This window comes from Chitinophaga arvensicola (assembly GCF_900110835.1).
Classification (GTDB): domain Bacteria; phylum Bacteroidota; class Bacteroidia; order Chitinophagales; family Chitinophagaceae; genus Chitinophaga; species Chitinophaga arvensicola.
Map to the genome: position 1 here is coordinate 2,055,790 of NZ_FOJG01000001.1, position 21,227 is coordinate 2,077,016.

Annotated in this window: 16 protein-coding genes; 11 read left to right on the forward strand and 5 right to left on the reverse strand. The window is 46.1% G+C overall.

The window, feature by feature from the left end; all coding sequences use genetic code 11:
• Positions 1-34: 34 nt before the first annotated feature.
• The 3 genes from BMW79_RS08755 to BMW79_RS08765 all read left to right on the forward strand — a co-directional run bounded on the left by BMW79_RS08755 (position 35) and on the right by BMW79_RS08765 (position 2,556).
• The gene (locus BMW79_RS08755; protein WP_089893276.1) at positions 35-292 is read left to right on the forward strand and encodes a phosphopantetheine-binding protein; all 258 of its coding nucleotides are present in this window, start codon (positions 35-37) and stop codon (positions 290-292) included.
• Between the two features lie 13 nt (positions 293-305).
• Positions 306-1,520 (forward strand): beta-ketoacyl-[acyl-carrier-protein] synthase family protein, encoded by a 1,215-nt coding sequence (locus BMW79_RS08760; protein ID WP_089893279.1) that lies wholly within the window; start codon positions 306-308, stop codon positions 1,518-1,520.
• Between the two features lie 70 nt (positions 1,521-1,590).
• Positions 1,591-2,556, forward strand: a complete 966-nt coding sequence (locus tag BMW79_RS08765) for a beta-ketoacyl synthase chain length factor (protein ID WP_177192086.1) — start codon at positions 1,591-1,593, stop codon at positions 2,554-2,556.
• Positions 2,557-2,638: 82 nt separating this feature from the next.
• Here BMW79_RS08765 and BMW79_RS08770 read toward each other — a convergent pair whose 3' ends face one another.
• From BMW79_RS08770 to rpsT, 3 genes are all read right to left on the reverse strand, one after another.
• Entirely contained in the window at positions 2,639-3,655 is a 1,017-nt protein-coding gene (locus BMW79_RS08770; RefSeq protein WP_089893287.1) for a PDDEXK nuclease domain-containing protein, read from the reverse strand.
• A 413-nt stretch (positions 3,656-4,068) separates the two neighbouring features.
• A complete protein-coding gene (locus BMW79_RS08775; RefSeq protein ID WP_177192087.1) occupies positions 4,069-5,793 on the reverse strand; it encodes a M14 family metallopeptidase in 1,725 nt (574 codons plus the stop codon).
• Positions 5,794-5,868: 75 nt separating this feature from the next.
• On the reverse strand, positions 5,869-6,123 hold the full coding sequence (rpsT, locus tag BMW79_RS08780) for a 30S ribosomal protein S20 (protein ID WP_089893291.1): 255 nt from the start codon (positions 6,121-6,123) through the stop codon (positions 5,869-5,871).
• A gap of 241 nt (positions 6,124-6,364) precedes the next feature.
• Between rpsT and BMW79_RS08785 the strand changes: the two genes are divergently transcribed.
• The 3 genes from BMW79_RS08785 to BMW79_RS08795 all read left to right on the forward strand — a co-directional run bounded on the left by BMW79_RS08785 (position 6,365) and on the right by BMW79_RS08795 (position 12,057).
• Complete coding sequence (locus BMW79_RS08785) at positions 6,365-9,124, forward strand: 2-oxoglutarate dehydrogenase E1 component (protein WP_089893294.1); 2,760 nt, start codon at positions 6,365-6,367, stop codon at positions 9,122-9,124.
• Between the two features lie 101 nt (positions 9,125-9,225).
• Positions 9,226-10,797 carry a 2-oxoglutarate dehydrogenase complex dihydrolipoyllysine-residue succinyltransferase gene (odhB, locus tag BMW79_RS08790; RefSeq protein ID WP_089893297.1) on the forward strand — a complete coding sequence of 524 codons (1,572 nt, stop codon included), beginning with the start codon at positions 9,226-9,228 and terminating at the stop codon, positions 10,795-10,797.
• A 99-nt stretch (positions 10,798-10,896) separates the two neighbouring features.
• The gene (locus BMW79_RS08795) at positions 10,897-12,057 is read left to right on the forward strand and encodes an RsmB/NOP family class I SAM-dependent RNA methyltransferase (protein ID WP_089893300.1); all 1,161 of its coding nucleotides are present in this window, start codon (positions 10,897-10,899) and stop codon (positions 12,055-12,057) included.
• Between the two features lie 60 nt (positions 12,058-12,117).
• On the opposite strand, the gene mnmA is transcribed toward BMW79_RS08795, so the two are convergent.
• Positions 12,118-13,218, reverse strand: coding sequence for a tRNA 2-thiouridine(34) synthase MnmA (mnmA, locus tag BMW79_RS08800; RefSeq protein ID WP_089893303.1), 1,101 nt, complete (start codon positions 13,216-13,218; stop codon positions 12,118-12,120).
• Between the two features lie 209 nt (positions 13,219-13,427).
• On the opposite strand from mnmA, the gene BMW79_RS08805 reads away from it, so the two are divergent.
• From BMW79_RS08805 to BMW79_RS08825, 5 genes are read left to right on the forward strand one after another with little or no spacing between them, the layout of a single operon-like run.
• Positions 13,428-14,921: a tagaturonate reductase gene (locus BMW79_RS08805; RefSeq protein ID WP_089893306.1), complete on the forward strand. Its 1,494-nt coding sequence runs from the start codon at positions 13,428-13,430 to the stop codon at positions 14,919-14,921.
• Positions 14,922-14,928: 7 nt separating this feature from the next.
• Positions 14,929-16,323, forward strand: a complete 1,395-nt coding sequence (gene uxaC / locus BMW79_RS08810; protein ID WP_089893309.1) for a glucuronate isomerase — start codon at positions 14,929-14,931, stop codon at positions 16,321-16,323.
• Positions 16,323-17,321, forward strand: a complete 999-nt coding sequence (locus tag BMW79_RS08815) for a sugar kinase (RefSeq protein ID WP_089893312.1) — start codon at positions 16,323-16,325, stop codon at positions 17,319-17,321. Before uxaC ends, BMW79_RS08815 begins: the two co-directional genes overlap by 1 nt.
• 3 nt (positions 17,322-17,324) lie before the next feature.
• A complete protein-coding gene (locus tag BMW79_RS08820) occupies positions 17,325-17,987 on the forward strand; it encodes a beta/alpha barrel domain-containing protein (protein WP_089893315.1) in 663 nt (220 codons plus the stop codon).
• A 33-nt stretch (positions 17,988-18,020) separates the two neighbouring features.
• Positions 18,021-19,310 (forward strand): MFS transporter, encoded by a 1,290-nt coding sequence (locus tag BMW79_RS08825; RefSeq protein ID WP_089893318.1) that lies wholly within the window; start codon positions 18,021-18,023, stop codon positions 19,308-19,310.
• Positions 19,311-19,404: 94 nt separating this feature from the next.
• On the opposite strand, the gene BMW79_RS08830 is transcribed toward BMW79_RS08825, so the two are convergent.
• Positions 19,405-21,051, reverse strand: coding sequence for a UxaA family hydrolase (locus tag BMW79_RS08830; protein ID WP_089893321.1), 1,647 nt, complete (start codon positions 21,049-21,051; stop codon positions 19,405-19,407).
• Positions 21,052-21,227: the final 176 nt, after the last annotated feature.

Sequence of the window (21,227 nt, forward strand, 5' to 3'; positions counted from 1 at the left end):
TGTTGTGAACAACAGGTGATAAACCTACAACATTATGGAAGAATTAAAAAAGAAACTGAAAGAACAAATCATCGAAGCACTCAATCTTCAGGATACGAAGCCGGAAGACATTGATGACAATGCTGCCTTATTTGGTGAAGGATTGGGACTTGATAGTATCGACTCACTCGAACTGATGGTATTACTGGAAAGACAATATCATATCAAAGTAGAAGATCCCCGTGAAGGCCGTAAGATCTTACAGTCTGTTCAGTCTATGGCAGAATTTATCCAATCAAAACAACCGGCATAAGTAAACTGGCTACATGGCGGAAAGAGTGTTTATAACAGGGATAGGAATGATCACCGCCATTGGTGATAATGTAGCCGGAAACTTGCATCACCTGCGATTGCAGCACAGTGGGCTGGGTTACAGTCAATATATCGATACAATTTACAAAGATGTATTGCCGGTAGCAGAAGTAAAACATGCGAGCGAATCGTTGTTCCCATTAGCCGGTATACCGGTAAAGGAAGGGTACACCCGTACCACTTTACTCGGATTGGCAGCTATGCGGGAAGCGTTGCAACATGCAGGCATCACAGATGTACAATCAGCTCCTACGGGCTTTATCAATGCCAGTACGGTAGGCGGAATGTGTGATACGGAAAAACTCTATTTTGATATTATCAATCCTGAAAAAAACGGGTCCTTTCTGCAATATATCGACACGCTGGATTGTGCGGATTGTACACAGCGTGTAGCCGACATCGTTGGGTTCAGTGAACATATTGCTACCATCAGCACCGCCTGTTCCTCGTCTGCCAACGCATTGATGTTTGGTGCGCGAATGATCAAACAGGGCCTTTTGCCACGGATGGTTTGTGGCGGTACAGAAGCCCTCACGCGTTTCACGCTGAACGGATTCAACTCGCTGAAAAATGTGGATAAGCAATTCTGCCGTCCTTTTGATCAGCAACGCACGGGACTGAATCTGGGCGAAGGAGCTGCTTACCTTGTGCTGGAAGGCGAGTCCTTTGCCAGGGCCAATAATAGCCGCATCCTCGCAGAGTTAAGCGGATATTGCAATACCAACGAAGCATTTCACCCTACTTCTCCCTCACCAGACGGAGATGGCGCCTATGAAGCCATGAAAATGGCCCTGGCGATGAGTGGACATTCACTGGAAGAAGTATCCTATATCAACGTACATGGTACTGCTACACTCAACAACGACGTATCTGAAGGAAAAGCACTGGAGCGCTTATTCGGGGAGAATGTTCCTTTATTCAGCTCTACCAAACCTTTCACCGGACATACACTAGCAGCGGCAGGCGCCATAGAAGCCATCTATTCTATACTGGCTATTCAACACGGGTTAATATTCCCTAATCTCAATTTTTCGGAAAGAATGGAAGAATTGAACATCAGCCCGGTAACGACACTGATGGAAGGATACCCCGTTAATCATGTTATTTCAAACTCATTCGGCTTTGGAGGAAACAATGCCTCCCTGGTGATCAGCAAATATGAAGGGTAAGTGTTACATACAAGGAATGGCGGCTATCTCTCCGCAATCAACATTTGAGGGGGATATTTTTTCTGCGCCGATGGTACATACAGATAGTAACCTGCTTTCCTGTATAGAACCGGATTATAAACCGTTTATTCCCGGCAACAGCCTGCGTCGTATGACACGAGTACTTAAAATAGGACTGACCACCGCACTCAAATGCATCCAGGACAGTGGCATTACCACACCTGGCCCTATTGTTACCGGCACTGGTAAAGGGAGTTTACAGGATACGGAAAAATTCATCAAGGAAATTGCTGAATACAAGGAAACAGCCTTGAATCCTACGCCTTTTATTCAATCTACTTACAACTCTGTCAATGGTTTAATTGCGCTGCAACAAAAATGTACGGCGTACAACAACACTTTTGTACATCGCGGTTTCTCTTTTGAAAATGCGTTGCTGGACAGTATGATGCTGTTGCAGGAAGGCGCCTCCCATACGCTGACCGGCGCTTTTGAAGAAATCACGAAAGAGCATTTCTATATTAAAAGCCGCATCGGCTTCTGGAAAGAACAACCTACCGACAGCCGTGCTTTGTATACCCATTTCTCTCCTGGTACGATAGCCGGCGAAGGCGCCACTTTCTTCACACTTACCGGAACGCCTTCATCAGACAGTTATGCCGCTATTACGGGATTTAAAATGCTGTATAAACCAACTGCGGAAAAATTGTCCGTTGCCCTGAAAGACTTTACCACAGCGCCGGATCTGATCATCAGTGGTCGCAATGGCGACAGTACTTATGAACATTACTATGAAACATTGGATCAATGTTTTCAAGGCATACCACAACTGCCTTTCAAACATCTCTGCGGAGAGTATGATACAGCAGGCGCTTTCGGTTTATGGCTGGCAGGGCAGATGCTGAAAGCACAGCAAATACCGCAACAATGGTTTCCTTTTTCAACAGAACATTTGCCGGCGAATTTTAATTCTATTCTTTTTTACAATCATTTTTATGGGGAGCAGCATGTGATGCTGAAGCTGGAGAGAGTTTAGTAGTCGCATCTTCTTAATTCATTTGCAAGGAACTGCTGTAGTTGTTCCCTGCGATGATGTTAGAGAGAGGCTATCCTCATGATCACAGCATTTTACCCAGTGCCTCTGCATCAGGTAAAAACTCTTTCATATTGTCTGGGATATTGTCGGTTTGATAATGAGTGTATGTTCCTACGCTCAGGGCTTTATCAATGGATTTAATGGCATAGTCCACTACCATATTATCTTTTTGCTTGCAGAGTACAATACCGATACTTGGGTTTTCGTGTGGTAATTTTACTTTATCATCCAGCACGTTTAAATAGAAATTGAGTTGTCCGGCATATTCCGGTTTGAATTTTTTTCTTTTGAGTTCAATCGCTACGAGGCATTGCAGGTGCCGGTTATAGAAAAGCAGATCTACAAAGAATTCATTATTGTTGACTTCCAGTTTATATTGATTACCAATGAATGAATATCCTTTTCCCATGCTCATAATGAACTTCCGGATATTGTTTACTATTTCATTTTCAAGTATTCCTTCATCATCTTCATCATTGATATTGAGAAAATCGATGAGGTATTCGTCTTTAAATACTTCCAGCGCTTTGGATTTGATATTTTCGGGTAATGTTTTATTGAAGTTATGAGGCATGTTACCCTGGTGTTTGAAGAGATTAGCTGAAAGATGATGTTCCAATTCTCTGACTGACCAGAATTGTTCTGCTGCCTGAGTTATATAAAATAGTCGTTCATTTTCAATTTGACATTTCTCCAGAATGCGATTGTGGTGCGTAAAGCTTATGCTATAGAAATGATTTTGTAATTGGCCCATCACTGATGGGCCAATTACAACTTTGCCATAAACATCATAAAATTGGCGCATTCTTTTTAAGCTACTAGCCGAGAATCCCTTCAGGCCGGGAAGTTGTTGCTGTAAATCAAATGCTATTTGTTCAACTACTTTAGCTCCCCAATTTTCAGTAACTATTTTTTCAGAAAACATCTGCCCTAACAGAAAACATAGTTTTAATTGTTCCTGATTCGCAAGTCTGGCTGCTGTGTATCGGCTGCGAACAATACTTCGCTTTAAATCCTGTACGAATTCCTTGTAAGACATATTTTGATATTTAATTGATAAATAAAATGCTGAATATGTTGTTTGGTTTTTTGACGTTACTAGGCCATATTTTTTGATTATTACATGTTTATAATTTTACCGTTATTGATGGCCAGATTAAAATATTAATAAAGCCTTTATCCCCCCGCATTAACAATACACCTTACGCTCAAAAAATAAAGGGAAGGACTCTGGTAAGCATTCATGTCGATATGGTTTTGTTACAGCAAGATTTCGGCAATTTCATCTCTCTAAAAAATGTTAACAAACAACTATACGGGCCATAAAATTAAAGCACGCCAACAACAGCATTCTGTTCATTTTATTCATTGACAAAATGATCTGTTCATTGTTAAAATGAAAAGCGCAGACATAAGCTGTGCCTATGTCTGCGCTTTAGTAAAAATATGAAATCAGTTTATTCTATACACCGGGTAACGCATGTATTCCGGCTCTGCATAGGGAGAGTTTTTAAACACAAAATTCAGTTGTGCATCTGCGCTGTTTGCAAACACGGTATCTGTCGCTTTTTTCTTTGCTAATGCTTCCTGTAACTCCGGATGTTGTTGTAAATATTCCGCGCCGGTATCTTCAAAAACATAAGGAGAATAGCCTTCTTTTTGTCCGAGGATAGCATCGAAAAAGTTCCATGCAAAAAAGGAATCTCCGGCGGTAGGTTCCAGTGTTTCCATGAGAAAACGATTGGCATTCTGATTCATCGGAATGTAATAGTCTCCTTTCCTGAAGCGGATAGAATCTTTGCTGCTGGTGACTTTTATGTTGGTATGCAGGTAATGTTTTTCGAATGGTTTGGTATAACTCTGGAAGTCCGCGATGTGGTATACTTCTACCTGGATGATAGTATCGCGTGATAATAGCTGCATTTTAACCTGGTTATTTTTCAGCAGGTTAATAACTGTCCACCAGCCCTGGGGAATGATGTAGGCGGTTGGTTTGTCTACAAAGTTTTCGGCGTTGGCGTAATTATAGAATTTTATTTCACGTGTGTAAGGTTTACTGCGGTCGTAGTAAAGCCTGGGTAAGCCTGAAATAGCGCTGGGTTTATGTCCGGAGGCAAAGCCACGGAAGGTGATTCTGCTGTATTTCGTCATATCAAAACGCCAGGAGAGCGGGAAACTTTTTTGGGTTAGGGCGGTTTGCCGGGCCTGCTCGCGCAGTTGTTTGATTGCATCACTATGCGTGGCGGTAAACTGGATAAAGCACTCCATCAAAGCGTAGGTAGCTTTTACACGTTGAGGGTAAGGTTTCAGCATATGCGTTTCGGGTACAAATCCGAAGGTGTGAAACAGGGTGGTGTAGCCGGTAGAGTAACGGGGTACGTCTGCAAATTCCACCCAGCCGCTATCCGGTGTTTCTCCGAAATGATTTACGTAAGGAACCAGGTCGTAGCCTTTTTCTTTCATGAGGGCATACAATCCGGGTTCGAACGTATTGTGCATAAACTCGCCCATGGGACCGCCCAGTTTATTGTGCTGGGTGGTGAGCAGGGTCATGATATGCTGATAGTCTGCGCCGTTGCTGACGTGGTTATCCACAAATACGTCGGGATCTGTGAGATGATAGATCTGTTGAAAAGCCAGGGCATTTTTAGAGTCGGCTTTGATGAAGTCGCGGTTAAGATCCAGGTTCTGGGCATTGCCCCTTGAGCCAAAGGCGTCAGGGCCATTTTGATCTACCCGGTACCAGGGGGAGCGGTTCAGCATACCCCCGATATTGTAAACGGGGATCACGGCCAGGATAATATTTTCCGGGAGATGGATTTTGCCCTGGGCAAGATCGCGTAACAGCATCATGCTGGCGTCGATGCCATCTGGTTCGCCGGGATGGATACCGTTATTGATAAGTATGATGCGTTTATTCTTTTTATGCAGGCTTTTAAAGTCGAAATCCCTTTGTGGCGAGTAAGTGATGAGGTGCAGGGGAAATCCGGCGTCTGTACTGCCGATTGTCTGCATATGAAGCGTGGAATACCGTTTGGTGAGTTGTTGGTAGTATTGGATGACTTCGGGGTAAGTCGCTGTTTCTTTGCCACTGGTTTTTTCATACCGGGTGGTAAAGTCCTGGGCCTGCGATAAAAAGGGAAGCAGGTAGGATAGGAGGAGAAGGATCTTTTTCATGTTCTGCTTGATGAATAGAAAAACAAAAAGCCCTTCCTTTGAGAGGAAGAGCTATAAATATTGTTACTGAAGCAATTAAGCCAGAGCTTGTACTCTCTTAGCCAGCTTGCTTTTCAGATTTGCAGCTTTGTTCTTGTGAATAACGTTACGTTTAGCCAGCTTATCGAGCATAGAAGCCACCTCAGTTAAATCTTTCTCCGCTACTGCTTTATCGGTAACTGCTTTCAGGTCACGGATGGCGTTACGGGTAGTTTTACCATAGTAACGGTTACGCTCATTACGCTTTCTGCTTTGACGTACGTCTTTTTTTGTTGCTTTATGGTTTGCCATTTTTCAAATTTCAAGTTTCGGACGGCAAAGGTAGCATTATTACCTTTACAAAACAAACTAAATGTAGTTTTTCCGGTGAACTGCAAATATAAGCAGCTTTTATCACAGATAATCACTTGATTTTTTCTCATTTTTTCCAACCGGCGTATCGAAAAACGAGCGATATTTGCAATCCCATATATTAATATATTGGGACCAACAGAAAAGTATTTGAACTGAAGATCAGCAAAACTCGTTGTAAATGAAGGACTTCTCATTCGTCACCAACTCACATCCTGCTTACATTGAATCGTTATACCAGGATTTCCGCAAAGATCCCAACTCTGTAGACCCGGATTGGGTTAAATTTTTCGAAGGATTTGATTTTGCAGTATCCAATGTTAACGGTAAGGCAGCAGTAGCAGCGCCAGTAGCAGGAGGCAGCACTTCGTTGCCTGTGAGCGACGACCAGTTGGCGAAAGAACTGGGCGTATACCGTCTGATACAGGCGTATCGCAAAAAAGGCCACCTGATTGCCAAAACCAACCCCATCCGTGAAAGAAAAGACCGCAAGGCCAACCTGGATCTTGCCAGTTTCGGATTAGGGGACGCTGATCTTAAAACTGAATTCTTTGCAGGCACCACCATCGGTGTCGGTAAAGCTACCCTCGAAAAGATCGTTGCCTATCTGCAACAGATCTATGCCGGTTCCGTAGGATTGCAATATACCTACATCAACGACCGGGTAAAGGCGAAGTGGATGGAGAAGGAATATGAAGCGATGATGGCACAGCCTTTATCACTGGAACAGCGCAAGCGCATTCTGCAGAAGCTGAACCAGGGCGTTATTTTTGAAAAATTTCTCCACACAAAATATATCGGACAGAAGCGTTTCGGACTGGAAGGTGGTGAATCCACCATTCCTGCACTGGATGCTATCATCAACGTAGCTGCGGAATATGGTGTTCAGGAATCTGTGATCGGCATGGCACACCGTGGCCGTTTAAATGTACTGGCAAACATCCTGGGTAAAACCTATGAGCAGATCTTCAACGAATTTGAAGGCCTCGCCGTACCGGATATGACTATGGGCAGCGGCGACGTGAAATATCACCTCGGCTTCCGTTCCCAGGTAACCACGCCTACCGGCAAACCGGTAAACCTGCAACTGATGCCAAACCCTTCCCACCTGGAAGTGGTAGATCCGATCGTGATCGGTTTCTCGCGCAGCAAAGCAGATGTAATCTACAACAGCGATTACGATAAAATACTGCCTATCCTCATTCACGGTGACGCGGCTGTTGCCGGTCAGGGTATCGTGTATGAAGTAGAGCAGATGAGCAAACTGAAAGGATACTACGTAGGTGGTTCCATTCACTTTGTGATCAATAACCAGATCGGTTTTACGACCGATTTCGATGATGCCCGCTCGTCAGACTACTGCACCAGCGTAGCATCTATCGTACAGGCGCCGGTATTCCATGTGAACGGCGACGATGCAGAAGCAGTGGTGAAAGTATCCCAGCTGGCTGCCCGTTACCGCCAGGAGTTCAACGAAGATGTGTTTATCGACATGGTTTGCTACCGCAAACATGGCCATAACGAAGGTGATGAGCCTAAGTTTACACAGCCAAGCCTCTATGCACTGATTGAAAAACACGCCAATCCGCGTGAAGTATATACCCAGTTCCTCCTGAAAAATGGTGAATCCGATGCGCAGGCATTGGCCAAGGAAATGGAAAAAGGCTTCTGGGATGAACTGCAGGCCCGCCTGGATGAAGTAAAACAACATCCGCTGCCTTATGCCAACCAGAAACCGGAACAGTGGTGGCAAGCCCTTCGCAAGGCTACCCCACAGGATTTTGAATCTTCCCCGGTTACAGCTATCAAGGAAGAAGATTTCAAACGCCTGTTTGAAGGTCTGATGAAATGGCCGGAAAACTTCGTTCCACTGCGTAAAGTGAGCAAGCTGCTGCAGGATAAAATAAAACTGTACCAGGAAGAAGGAAAGGTGGATTGGGCAACCGGTGAGCTGCTGGCCTATGCCAGTCTCCTGATCGAAGGAAAAGATGTAAGAATGAGCGGGGAAGACGTGAAACGCGGTACTTTCTCCCATCGTCACGCAGTATTGTTTGATGAAAATACCAATGAGACCTATAACCGTCTCAGTCATTTCCAGGACAACCAGGGTAAATTCAGAATTTATAACTCTTTATTGAGCGAATACGGTGTATTGGGCTTTGAATATGGTTACGCCATGGCCAATCCGAATAACCTGGTGTTGTGGGAAGCACAGTACGGCGACTTTGTAAACGGTGCACAAACAGTGATTGACCAGTACATCTCCAGCGCAGAACAGAAATGGACAACGCAGAATGGCCTGGTAATGTTGCTGCCGCATGGTTATGAAGGCGGTGGACCGGATCACTCCAATGCCCGTCCGGAGCGCTTCTTACAACAGTGTGCAGAAGAAAATATGGTGATCACCAATATTACTACTGCCGCGAACTTCTTCCATGCGTTACGCCGCCAGTTGACCTGGCAGTTCCGCAAACCACTCATCAACTTCTCTCCGAAAGCGAATCTGCGCCACGTGGGTGCTTATTCTGCCATGGAAGAATTTACACAGGGTGGCTTTAAGGAAGTACTGGATGATCCGTTTATCGACGACGCCTCCGTGGTGAAGAAGGTATTACTGTGTTCCGGTAAAATGTATTTTGATCTGAGTGATAAACAGGGTAAAGACGATCGCAAAGATGTGGCGATTGTCCGCCTGGAACAACTGTATCCGCTGCCGGTAAAACAACTCGAAGCGATTGCACAGAAGTATAAAGGAGCTACCTTCTTCTGGGTACAGGAAGAACCACTGAATATGGGCGCTGCAGCATTCCTGCAGATGAACCTCAAACAGATCAATTATGGTGTTATCAGCCGCAATCCGAGCGCTTCCACAGCTACCGGTTATGCGAAAGTGCATGCCCGCGAGCAGCAACAGATCATTGACACGGCTTTTAACATCTAAAAAAATTCAAAGTATAAACAGAATAACCAGGTTTTACGTTAAGCTAAAAGCGATACGCTGAAAGCTAAAATTAATCTGGTATCACCATCAACTGATTAAATATGGTTATCGAAATCAAAGTCCCTACGGTAGGAGAATCTATTAGCGAGGTAACAATTGCAAAGTGGTTGAAGAAAGACGGAGATTATGTTCAGCAGGACGAGGTATTGTGTGAAATGGAATCTGAGAAGGCGACTTTCGAACTGAATGCAGAAAAGGCGGGCGTTCTGAAGATTGCCCCCGCAGCTCAGGAAGGAGCTACTTTGAAGATTGGTGATGTAGCCTGTACAATCGATACAGATGCCGCTGCACCTGCCCAGGCCAGCGCACCAGCAGCTGCTCCCGCAGCGCCTGCAGCTGCCGCAACTGAAGCAGCACCGGCAACACCGGCAGCACCAGCGGTGAACAAAGGCACAATTGAAATGAAAGTGCCTACAGTAGGAGAATCTATCAGTGAAGTAACATTGGTAAAGTGGCTGAAGAATAATGGTGATTATGTAGAGCGTGATGAAGTGGTATGTGAACTGGAATCAGAGAAAGCTACCTTCGAACTCAATGCAGAAGAAGCCGGCGCCCTGATCACAGTAGCAAAAGAAGGAGATACCTTAAAAATTGGTGATGTTGCCTGTAAAATAGATACCAGTGTAGGCAGACCAGCAGGTAAAGCCGCACCGGCAGCAGCTCCGGCCGCCCAGGCAGCCAAAGCCGCTCCACAACCACAACAGGCGCCTGTAACCAGCATTCCGAACGATGTGAAAGCATCTCCGGTTGCGGCAGCAGTGATCGCCGACAAACACGTGGACCCATCCAGCATCAAAGGTTCCGGCGCCCATGGCAAGATCATGAAAGACGATGTACTGGCCGCCCTGCAAAATCCAGGTGTGGCAATCGGTCAGGAATTGTTCTCCCGCCAGGAACGCCGCGAAAAAATGAGCAACCTGCGTAAAACAGTTTCCCGCCGCCTGGTGGAAGCCAAAAATACAACGGCTATGCTCACTACCTTCAACGAGGTAGATATGACCGAAATAATGGCGCTGCGTGCCAAGTACAAAGAAGTATTCAAAAAACAGCATGAGGTGAACCTCGGCTTTATGAGCTTCTTTACCAAAGCATGCTGCTTCGCTTTACAGGAATTCCCTTCCGTAAATGCTTATATCGACGGAGAAGAACTGGTGTACCACGATTACTGCGATATCTCTATCGCGGTATCTGCTCCGAAAGGACTGGTAGTACCGGTGATCCGCAACGCAGAAAGCCTGGATATGGCTGGTATCGAGAAAGCAGTGGTGGAACTGGCTACCAAAGCCCGTGACAACAAATTAACAATGCCTGAAATGACTGGTGGTACTTTCACCATCACCAATGGTGGTGTATTTGGTTCACTGATGAGCACACCGATCATCAACATCCCGCAATCTGCTATCCTGGGTATGCACAAAATCCAGGATCGTCCGATGGCGATCAATGGTCAGGTAGTAATCCGTCCGATGATGTACCTGGCGCTGAGCTACGATCACCGTATCATCGATGGCCGTGAATCAGTAAGCTTCCTCGTAAGAGTGAAGGAAATGCTGGAAAATCCGGAACAACTCCTGTTCGGTAAAGATCCACTGAAAGCATTACTGAAACTCTAGTTTCAGTTGATAACATAAAATGAGAAAGCCGGTCTGCATGCAGACCGGCTTTCTCATTTTATGTTGCCGCAGCGTCAATATTAGCCCTTATCTTCGCGTATGACCCGTTGGGAAAATTATTTAGCATCAGCAGAAAAAATTATCGGCGCCTATCAGGGCAGCCTGCCATTACATCATTTTCTGAAATCCTTTTTCAAAGAGCATCCCTATATGGGAGGGCGCGACCGGCGCTGGATTTCACAACTGGTGTATCACTACTTCCGTTTGGGGAACTGGGGGAAAAACTTGTCCGTGAGCGACCGGATTATTGCCGGTACTTTCCTCTGTGAAAATACCCCCAACGATTTTCTCTCCGCTATACGCCCAGCCTGGAATCAGCAGGTGGCATTGCCGTTGGCAGATAAAGCCACGTTGTTGCCTGAAGCCGTAACACCGGAGGCATTATTCCCTTTCTTACCGGAGTTGTCGGAGGGTATTGATCCTAACGTATACGCCTATACTATTTTGAAGCAGCCAAGGTTGTTTATCCGGGTACGCAATAACAAACTGGATAAAGTATTACAGCTATTGGATAAAGCCGGCATTACCTATGAAGTATTCGCCAATCGGACTACGGTGGCATTGCCTAACGGTACCAAAATAGAAGTGATTGTACCCGAGAAAAGCTGGTACGAAGTACAGGATGCTTCCAGCCAGCAAACCGGCGAATTATTTCATCCGAAGCAGCAGCAGCGCTGGTGGGACTGCTGCGCAGCCAGTGGCGGGAAATCTATCCTGTTGAAAGATCAGCAGCCGGGTGTACAGTTATTGGTATCCGATGTAAGAAGGTCCATCCTGGAAAACCTGCAACAGCGCTTTGCCGCAGCCGGCGTGAAGAATTTTGAGGCCCGGGTGGCAGATCTTACCGCAGAAAATTTCCCGGCCTCCATGGGGCGGCAGGAATTTGACGGTATTATCCTGGATGCGCCGTGCAGTGGCTCCGGCACCTGGGGCCGCACACCGGAAAGCATCTCCTTCTTTAAACAACCAGAGATCTTAAAATACCAGGAATTACAAAAGAAAATTGCGCACAACGTGGTGCCCTTTGTGAAGAAAGGTGGTTCGTTGATATACATTACCTGTTCCGTGTTTAAACAGGAGAATGAAGAGGTGGTGAAGTATATTGAATCGATCAGTGAGTTGAGGCGGCAGGAAGGCGGCGTGATTGCGGGGTATGATAAAGGCGCGGATACCATGTATGCCGTGAGATTCTCCCGATAAAAAACAAAGGGTGAGAAGATCGCTCTTCCCACCCTTTGTTTTTTTATCTATCCTATGAAATTAATGCATATGTCGCTGGATAATACCACCGCCGATCACATCGTCGCCTTCATAAAAAACGGCGGACTGACCCGGAGCAATACCCTTTACACTTTCATAAAAGTTTACTTTCACCTGTCCGTTTTCATTGTACAGGTTACTGAGTGCGCCTTTGTCTTTATAGCGGATCTTGGTAACAGCTTCCATTCCTTCCGAGATGGTTTCGTATTTACCCATATTGATACCGCTTACAAACATTTCACTTTTCTGTAATTCGTCTTCGTTGCCTAAAACCACCGTATTTGTTTCCGGGATGATCTCTGTTACGAACACCGGGCGTCCAAGGGCAATATCGAGCCCTTTACGCTGTCCGACAGTATAAAAGGGGTAACCCTTGTGATGACCCACGATCGTGCCGTCTGCCAGCACAAAATTGCCTCCGTTTACCCTTTCTTCCAGTCCCTCTACCTTTCTCTTCAGGAATCCGCGGTAATCATTGTCCGGCACAAAGCATATTTCATAGCTTTCTGCCTTTTTCGCCAGTTCCGGGTAGCCGAAGTCAAAGGCCATCTGGCGGATCTGTGTTTTGCGGTATTGGCCAAGCGGGAGAATAGTACGGGCGAGTACATCCTGCTGGATGCCCCACAGTACATAACTCTGGTCTTTGGTTTCATCCAGGCCCTTGCTGATTACATAACGGCCGTTGTCGTGCTGCCGTATCTGTCCGTAGTGACCGGTAGCAATAAATTCACAATCCATCGCGTCGGCACGTTTCATCAGTGCACGCCATTTTATATGTGTATTGCACAGCACACACGGATTAGGCGTACGTCCTGCAATGTATTCCTCGACAAAGTTATTGACTACAAAATCCCCAAATTCATCGCGGATGTCCAGCACAAAGTGCGGAAATCCGTGGTGCACCGCCGCAGCGCGTGCATCGTTAAAAGAATCCAGGTTACAGCAGCCGGTTTCCTTTTTACTGGAACCAGCAGATGCATAATCCCAGGTTTTCATGGTGATACCCACCACTTCATACCCCTGTTCATGCAACATCAGCGCTGTAACAGTACTGTCTATACCACCGCTCATGGCTACCAGCACTTTACCATGCTTGCTCATTTATAAAAGTTTAGAACCACAAAATTACTTAAATTTAAGCCAACAGCCATCTGCGCTTTATTGATCCTGACAATAGGCGGATTGATTCTGACTATACTATTGTAGGATTTTATCCTGTTTTACCGTTTATTTCCCCAAACATTATAATTTGTTAATTGTGAATTATATATTTATTAGTTTTAGCCACCTTTTGGCATAAATTAGTCGTGATGCTACCTATATTAAACAAAGACTTTATATTAAAGCAGCTTGATTCCGGCGTTCATGAAAAAACTTTCACCTTCCCGGAAAAGATTCTTCAATTTGGTACCGGCGTGCTGTTGCGCGGTCTGGTCGACTACCTGGTCGATAAAGCCAACCGGCAGGGCATCTACGAAGGAAGGATTGTTGTCGTGAAATCCACAGATGGAGATACGGCTGATTTTTCCAACCAGGATAGCCTGTTTACCACGCACATCAAAGGTGTTTCCCAGGGAGAACTGGTAGATCAGGTGCTGATCAACGCAGCTATTAGCCGTGTTTTGCAATCGAATGCAGAGTGGGAGGAGATTTTAGCTGCTGTGCATCAGCCTGCTCTTCAAACTATCATTTCCAATACTACGGAAGTCGGTATACAGTATGTACCGGAAAAAATTGCCGATGGTGTGCCGGCTTCTTATCCAGGGAAACTACTCGCCATCCTCTGGGAGCGGTTTTCTTACTTCAAAGGAGGCGATCATACCGGTTTTGTAATTGTACCTACCGAGCTGGTAGTCAACAATGGCCATTTACTGAGAGATATTGTACTGCAACTGGCCACCTATAATGAACTTCCTGCGGCGTTTATCACCTGGATCAGGGAAGACAATCATTTCTGCAATTCCCTGGTAGACCGGATTGTTCCCGGCAAACCGCGCAATCTCGCTGAAATAGAACAACAGGTTGGATATACCGATAAATTATGGATAGAAGTAGAACCGTACCTGTTATGGGCCATAGAAGGTAATGAACATATCCGTTCTGTGTTATCTTTTTATCAGGCAGATGACAGAATGCTCATTGAACCCAGCATCACCCCGTTCCGTGAGCAGAAGCTGCGGTTACTGAATGGTAGTCATACTGCCGCAGTACCACTGGCTTTCCTGTCGGGACTGAACACCGTATATGAAAGTATGCAGGATGAATACATGAGTCATTTTTTCCGGGAAGTGGTATTACGCGAGATCCTGCCTACTATTGAAGAAAGTTGTCCTACCGCCACAGCATTTGCGCCGGCAGTACTGGATCGTTTCGCCAATCCGTTTATAGCGCATAAGCTCATCAGCATTACTTTCCAGGAAAGTTCCAAGATGAACGCCCGCAACGTGCGCACGCTGCAACGTTACTACGAAAAGTACCAGGCGTTGCCACCGCATCTGTGCCTGGGGTTTGCCGCTATGCTCCTGTTCCTGCAGCCTGCGCGGGAAGAAGGCGGTAAATATTATGGCAACAGGGGAGATGAAGAATATCTGATTACCGATGATAACGCTCCGGTTTTTGCAGCCTGGTGGCGCGATCACATCGACATAAAAGAAATGGTAACCGGTATCTGCAGTGATAAACGGTTATGGGAAACAGACCTGACGGCCATTCCGGGTTTTGCCGGAGAGGTAGCGGATCTGTTAAGTATCCTGAAAAATAAAGGGGTAAAAGCATTTATTCAATCGCAGCTGCTCAAAAATTAATCACGTTATGAAGGAATTCCTGTCTGAAGATTTTTTGTTACAAACAGAAACGGCTAAACGATTATACTTCGATTTTGCGGCTGCTATGCCTGTGATCGATTACCATAATCACCTGCCGCCGGATGAAATTGCCAGCAACAAAACATTTGAAAACCTGTATGCCATCTGGCTGAAGGGAGATCACTATAAATGGCGTGCCATGCGTGCCAATGGAGTGGCAGAAGAGTTTATCACCGGTGCAGCAGATGACTACACAAAGTTCCGTCATTGGGCGGCTACTGCGCCTTATACCATGCGTAATCCTTTATATCACTGGTCACACATGGAATTGAAGAATCCGTTTGGTGTAACAGACCTGTTGAGTGAAAAAACAGCGGAGAAAATATACCACGACTGTAATGCGCAATTACCCCGGTTATCCACACAGGCGCTGTTGCAGCATTACAAAGTAGATACCCTCTGCACAACGGATGATCCGGTGGATTCGCTGGAGCATCACCGCACTATTGCCAACAAACCCTTTGGTACAAAAGTATTGCCTACTTTCCGTCCGGACAGGGCCATGGCAGTTGATAATCCGGAAGTGTTCAATCAGTTTGTACAGCAGCTGGGCGTGGTCACCAACAAAGAAATCACCACCTACGAAAATTTGCTGGAAGCGCTGCATAGCCGTCATACCTATTTTCATGAAGCTGGTGGCCGGTTGAGTGACCATGGTCTCAATACGTTTTACTTTACTCCTGCTACCTCGCGGGAGCTGGATACTATTTTCAGCAATGCCCGTAACCACCGTGCAGCAACGCCGTATGAAAATGCGCAGTTTAAAACGGCTGTTCTGCTGGCGGTTTGCGAATGGAATCATGAGAGAGAATGGACACAGCAGTTCCACGTAGGTGCTATCAGGAATAACAATTCCCGCCTGCTGCAGCGCCTCGGAGCAGATGCCGGTGTAGACTCCATCGGTGACTGGCGCGTAGCGGAAGCCATGAGCGGATTTTTTGACACACTGGATAAGAAAGACAAGCTGGCCAAAACCATCGTTTATAATCTGAATCCTTCTTACAATGAAGTATTCGCCACCATGGCGGGAAACTTCCAGGATGGCAGCATTCCGGGTAAGATCCAGTATGGTTCCGGCTGGTGGTTCCTGGATCAGAAAGATGGCATGGAGAAGCAGATGAACGTGCTAAGTAACATGGGACTGCTGAGCCGCTTTGTGGGAATGTTAACAGATTCCAGAAGTTTTCTATCTTATTCCCGACATGAATATTTTCGCCGTATTTTGTGCAACCTGATCGGCAATGATGTAGAAAATGGCGAGTTACCGAATGATATTGCCTGGTTGGAGAAAATGGTACAGGACATCTGTTATTATAACGCAAAAGCATATTTTGGATTCTAATGAAGCCGGTAAAAGTCATCACATTCGGAGAGATATTATTACGCCTGTCGCCGCAACTGGCACAGCACACTGCCGCCATTTATGTAGGAGGGGCAGAAGCCAACGTAGCAGCGGCATTGGCCAACTGGGGAACGGAAGTAGCCTACATCAGCAAGGTACCTGAGAATGGATTATCAAAGGATGTGCTGGCGCAACTGAGCAACCGTGGTATTCATACCGACCGGGTATTATGGGGCGGTGCGCGTATCGGTATCTATTACCTGGCGCAGGGCAGTGACCTGAAACATGCTGAGGTTGTATATGACCGCGCCTGGTCTTCTTTCAGCCAGATACAGCCTGGAACGGTTGACTGGGATGCATTGCTCGGTGATGCAGAATGGTTTCACTGGAGCGCCATTACACCTGCGCTAAATCCGGATGCGGTGGAAATCTGCAAAGAAGTGTTGCAGGCGGCTACCCGTAAAGGTATGACCATCTCTACGGATCTGAACTACCGCAGTAAATTGTGGCAGTATGGTAAAAAGCCGGTGGAGGTGATGCCGGAGCTGGTACAATATTGCGATGTGATCATGGGTAATATCTGGGCGGCCAACAATATGCTGGATACCGCACTGGATACCGATGCATTGGAAGCTAATACCAAAGACGTTTACCTGCAGCAGGCAGAGAAAGTAGCGGAAGAAATAACAACAACCTATAAACGCTGTAAACGGGTGGCTTTTACATTCCGCTTCAGTAATTCGGCTACGCATAACCTGTATTACGCATTTTACTATAACGAAGGACAGATGAGTATTTCCCGGGAATACGATACCAACGAAGTAGTAGACCGGGTGGGTAGCGGAGATTGTTTTATGGCGGGACTGATACATGCACAGTTGCAGGGATTGGATGATCAGCAGATCATTTCTTTTGCTGCTGCGGCCGCGTATTCCAAATTTTTTGTGAAAGGAGATTTTAATACCACTTCTGAAAAAGACATAATAAAACTGATATAGCATATGGCACCGAGTTCTGAGATCATTATCGCTGCATTTGAGCAAAGTGGGATCATTCCTGTTTTCTATCATGACGATGCAGCTGTTTGCCTGGATGTACTGCAAGCCTGTTATGATGGCGGATTGCGCGTATTTGAATTTACCAGCAGGGGAGAAAATGCACGTAAGAACTTCGCTGCGATGCGCGATAGAAAAGTAGCGACGATGCCTGACCTGTTCCTGGGAATCGGTACGATTAAAAACGCTGCTGATGCCGCTGTGTATGCAGGTATGGGCGCCGACTTTATTGTATGCCCGGTTACAGATCCTGAAACGGCGGCCTATTGCCAGTCGGCTCAGATCACCTGGATTCCCGGCTGTATGACGCCAACTGAAATATCTGTAGCAGAGAAGAACGGGGCACAACTGGTGAAATTATTCCCTGGAAATGTACTGGGACCAGGTTATGTAAAATCAATAAAACCGTTGTTTCCGCAACTCAAATTTATGCCAACCGGTGGGGTAGAACCTACTCAGCTCAGCATGGATGCCTGGTTTGATGCAGGCGTGGTGTGCGTGGGTATGGGATCTAACCTGCTGTCTAAATCCCTGATTGAAAGTAAAGACTGGGGAGGACTGAAAGAGAAAATAATGCAAACGTTTGCAATTCTCAAGGCGATGAAGTAACTTATACACTTTATAAATTCCAAACAGACCGTAATGAATTCCACAACTTTAGGTAAGTATCGCTGGCGGGTATGCGCACTCTTATTTGTAGCCACCACTATCAATTATATAGACAGACAGATTTTAGGATTGCTCAAAACGGATCTTTCATCTGAATTCAACTGGTCAGAAACTGATTATAGTAACCTGGTGATGGCGTTTTCTGCGTCTTATGCTATAGGTCTGCTGTTTTTCGGTGCACTGGTGGATAAAATCGGATCAAAGCTGGGCTATGCCGTATCTATTGTGGTATGGAGCCTTTCAGCAATGGCGCACGGACTGGTGCGTTCTACACTGGGTTTCGGCGTGGTGAGGTCTATCCTGGGGGTGAGTGAAGCGGGCAACTTTCCGGCGGCTATTAAGGCTACGGCGGAATGGTTTCCCAAGAAAGAGCGGGCATTTGCTACCGGCATTTTTAATTCCGGTTCCAATATCGCGGCAGTGGTTGGTCCGGTGATGGTATACTGGCTGGCCAACAATCATGGCTGGAGAAATGCTTTTGTATGGACAGGCGCCATCGGCTTTATCTGGCTGATTTTCTGGTGGATTTATTACGAAGTACCCAGTCGTCATAAAAAATTATCTAAGGCAGAATTTGACCATATTCATTCTGACCAGGAAATAGAAGAAGAGAAGCCCAAACCGGTGAAATGGGGAAAACTGTTGGGAATCAGACAAACGTGGGCTTTCATTTTTGGTAAATTACTGACAGATCCGGTGTGGTGGTTTTTCCTGTTCTGGCTGCCCGGCTACCTGGAATCTATCTTCCATGTGAATATGAAAGAAAGTCTGGGTCTCCCTGTTATCATTATCTACTCTGTAACCAGCTTCGGAAGCATTGGTGGTGGCTGGTTATCTTCCCATCTGATCAAATCCGGCTGGCCGGTTTTCAAGGCGCGTAAAGTGTCTATGCTGATCTTTGCACTTTGTGTGGTACCTATTATGCTCATACAATATTCCAACAGTTTATGGCTGGCGATCGCGTTGATTAGTCTGGCTACTGCGGCCCACCAGGCCTGGTCTGCCACTATTTTCACAACAGCTTCCGATATGTTCCCTAAACGGGCAGTAAGTTCTGTGGTAGGACTTGGAGGAATGGCGGGTTCTATTGGTGGTACGCTATTCCCGATCGTGATCGGGGGGATGTTGGATCACTATAAACTGATCGGCAACATCGGTATCGGGTACAATGTGCTCTTTACTATTTGCGGTGTAGCTTACCTGGTGGCGTGGAGTGTGATGCACTTCTTTGCACCTAAAATGGAGCAGGTGAAACTGGATTAAATAAGCGAATATTTTTTGATACTCATAAGTTAAAAACAAACGTCCGGACTTCTGCCCGGACGTTTTCTATTTGTATGAGTTGTGTATTGCTGGCTTACAGGGAAACGCCTCTTTTCCAGGGAATAAAATCATCCTGGTTTAACTGTTCTGCTTTGGTATGTACTTCACCGCTGGCGGTTTTGATTACGTATTCCAGGATTTCTTCGCCCATGCCGGCAATGCTTTGTTCTCCACTGATAATAGTACCGGTATTGATATCGATAATATCTTTCATGCGGGTAGCCAGTTTGGTATTGGTAGCCAGTTTCACTACCGGGGCAATCGGATTGCCGGTAGGGGTGCCGAGGCCGGTGGTAAACAATACTACATTGGCGCCGGATCCTACTTCAGCGGAAGTGGATTCCACATCGTTGCCGGGAGTACATAAGAGATTCAGCCCGGGTTTGGTTACATATTCCGTGTAATCCAGGACATCTGTAACCGGGGAAGTACCGCCTTTTTTGGCTGCTCCGGCAGATTTGATCGCATCGGTAATGAGACCGTCTTTGATATTTCCGGGAGAAGGATTCATATAAAAACCTGATCCTACAGACTGGGCCTGGTTTTCATACGCACGCATGATACGGATGAATTTATCGGAAGTTTCTTCTGTCTGGCAACGGTTGATCAGTTCCTGTTCCACACCACAGAGTTCAGGGAACTCGGAGAGAATGGAGGTACCACCCAATGCCACCAGCAGATCGGAGGTATGTCCTACCGCCGGGTTGGCAGAGATACCGGAGAAGCCGTCGGAGCCACCGCATTCCAGTCCGATGACCAGTTTGGAAAGCGGGCTTGGCTGGCGATTGAGCTTATTTGCTTCTACCAGCGCCAGGAAAGTATCCTTGATGGCGGCGGAAAGCATGGCAAATTCAGACGCACTTTTTTGTTGTTCGTATACCAGTACCGGCTTATTGAAGGCCGGGTTCAGTTTTTTCAATGATTCCTGCAGGATAGACACCTGTGCATGCTGACAGCCAAGGCTCAGGATAGTAGCACCCGCCACGTTGGAGTGGTGGATATAGCCGGCCAGGAGAGCGCATAAAGCGTCGGAGTCCTGGCGGGTGCCGCCACAACCGCCTTCATGCGTGAGGAACTTAATACCATCAATATTCGGGAAAACAATATTGCGTTTATTCGTTTCCGTTAGCGCACCTGCTTCATAGTTTTGGATAGCTTCCAGGTCACCATTTTTATAGAGGGCAACCAGGTCTGCTACCTGTTCATTATATACTTCGGCCGGAGAAAAACCCAGTCCTTTTTCAAAGGCGGTTTTTATTACGCTGACATTCCTGTTTTCGCAGAAAACCAATGGAATAACCAGCCAGTAGTTGCGGGTACCTACCTGTCCATCTGCACGCTGGTAGCCCATAAAGGTGCGATCAGCCCATTTGCTCACATCAGGTGCCTGCCATTCCAATGAAGCATCTTTTTCATGAAAGGCATTCGCATCATGAATCACATTTTCAGTGGTAATGGTTTCCCCTTTACCGATGTTTTTGCTGGCTTTTCCTACCAGTACGCCATACATCGTGATAGGGTCGCCTTCCTGTATATCGTTGATCAGGAATTTATGTTTAGCAGAAATATTTTGCTGAAGTTGAATGTTATGTCCGTTGAATGATATATCAGTTCCTACTGGCAGATCCTGTAAGGCTACCAGCACATTATCGTCCTGATGAATTTGTAAGTAAGCGTTCATAGCCACTAAAGTAGTAAATAACTGCTCCGGCTGGTGATAGTAAAATGTTAATCCATGATAAGATTTTGACTATTTGATTATAGTGCTCAAATAGCAGGTGGTAGCATGTTAGGAATGAATTATAAATTGTTAATCTGCTATCAGACAGGGCCAGGGGAGGGAAACACTTTCCGCTG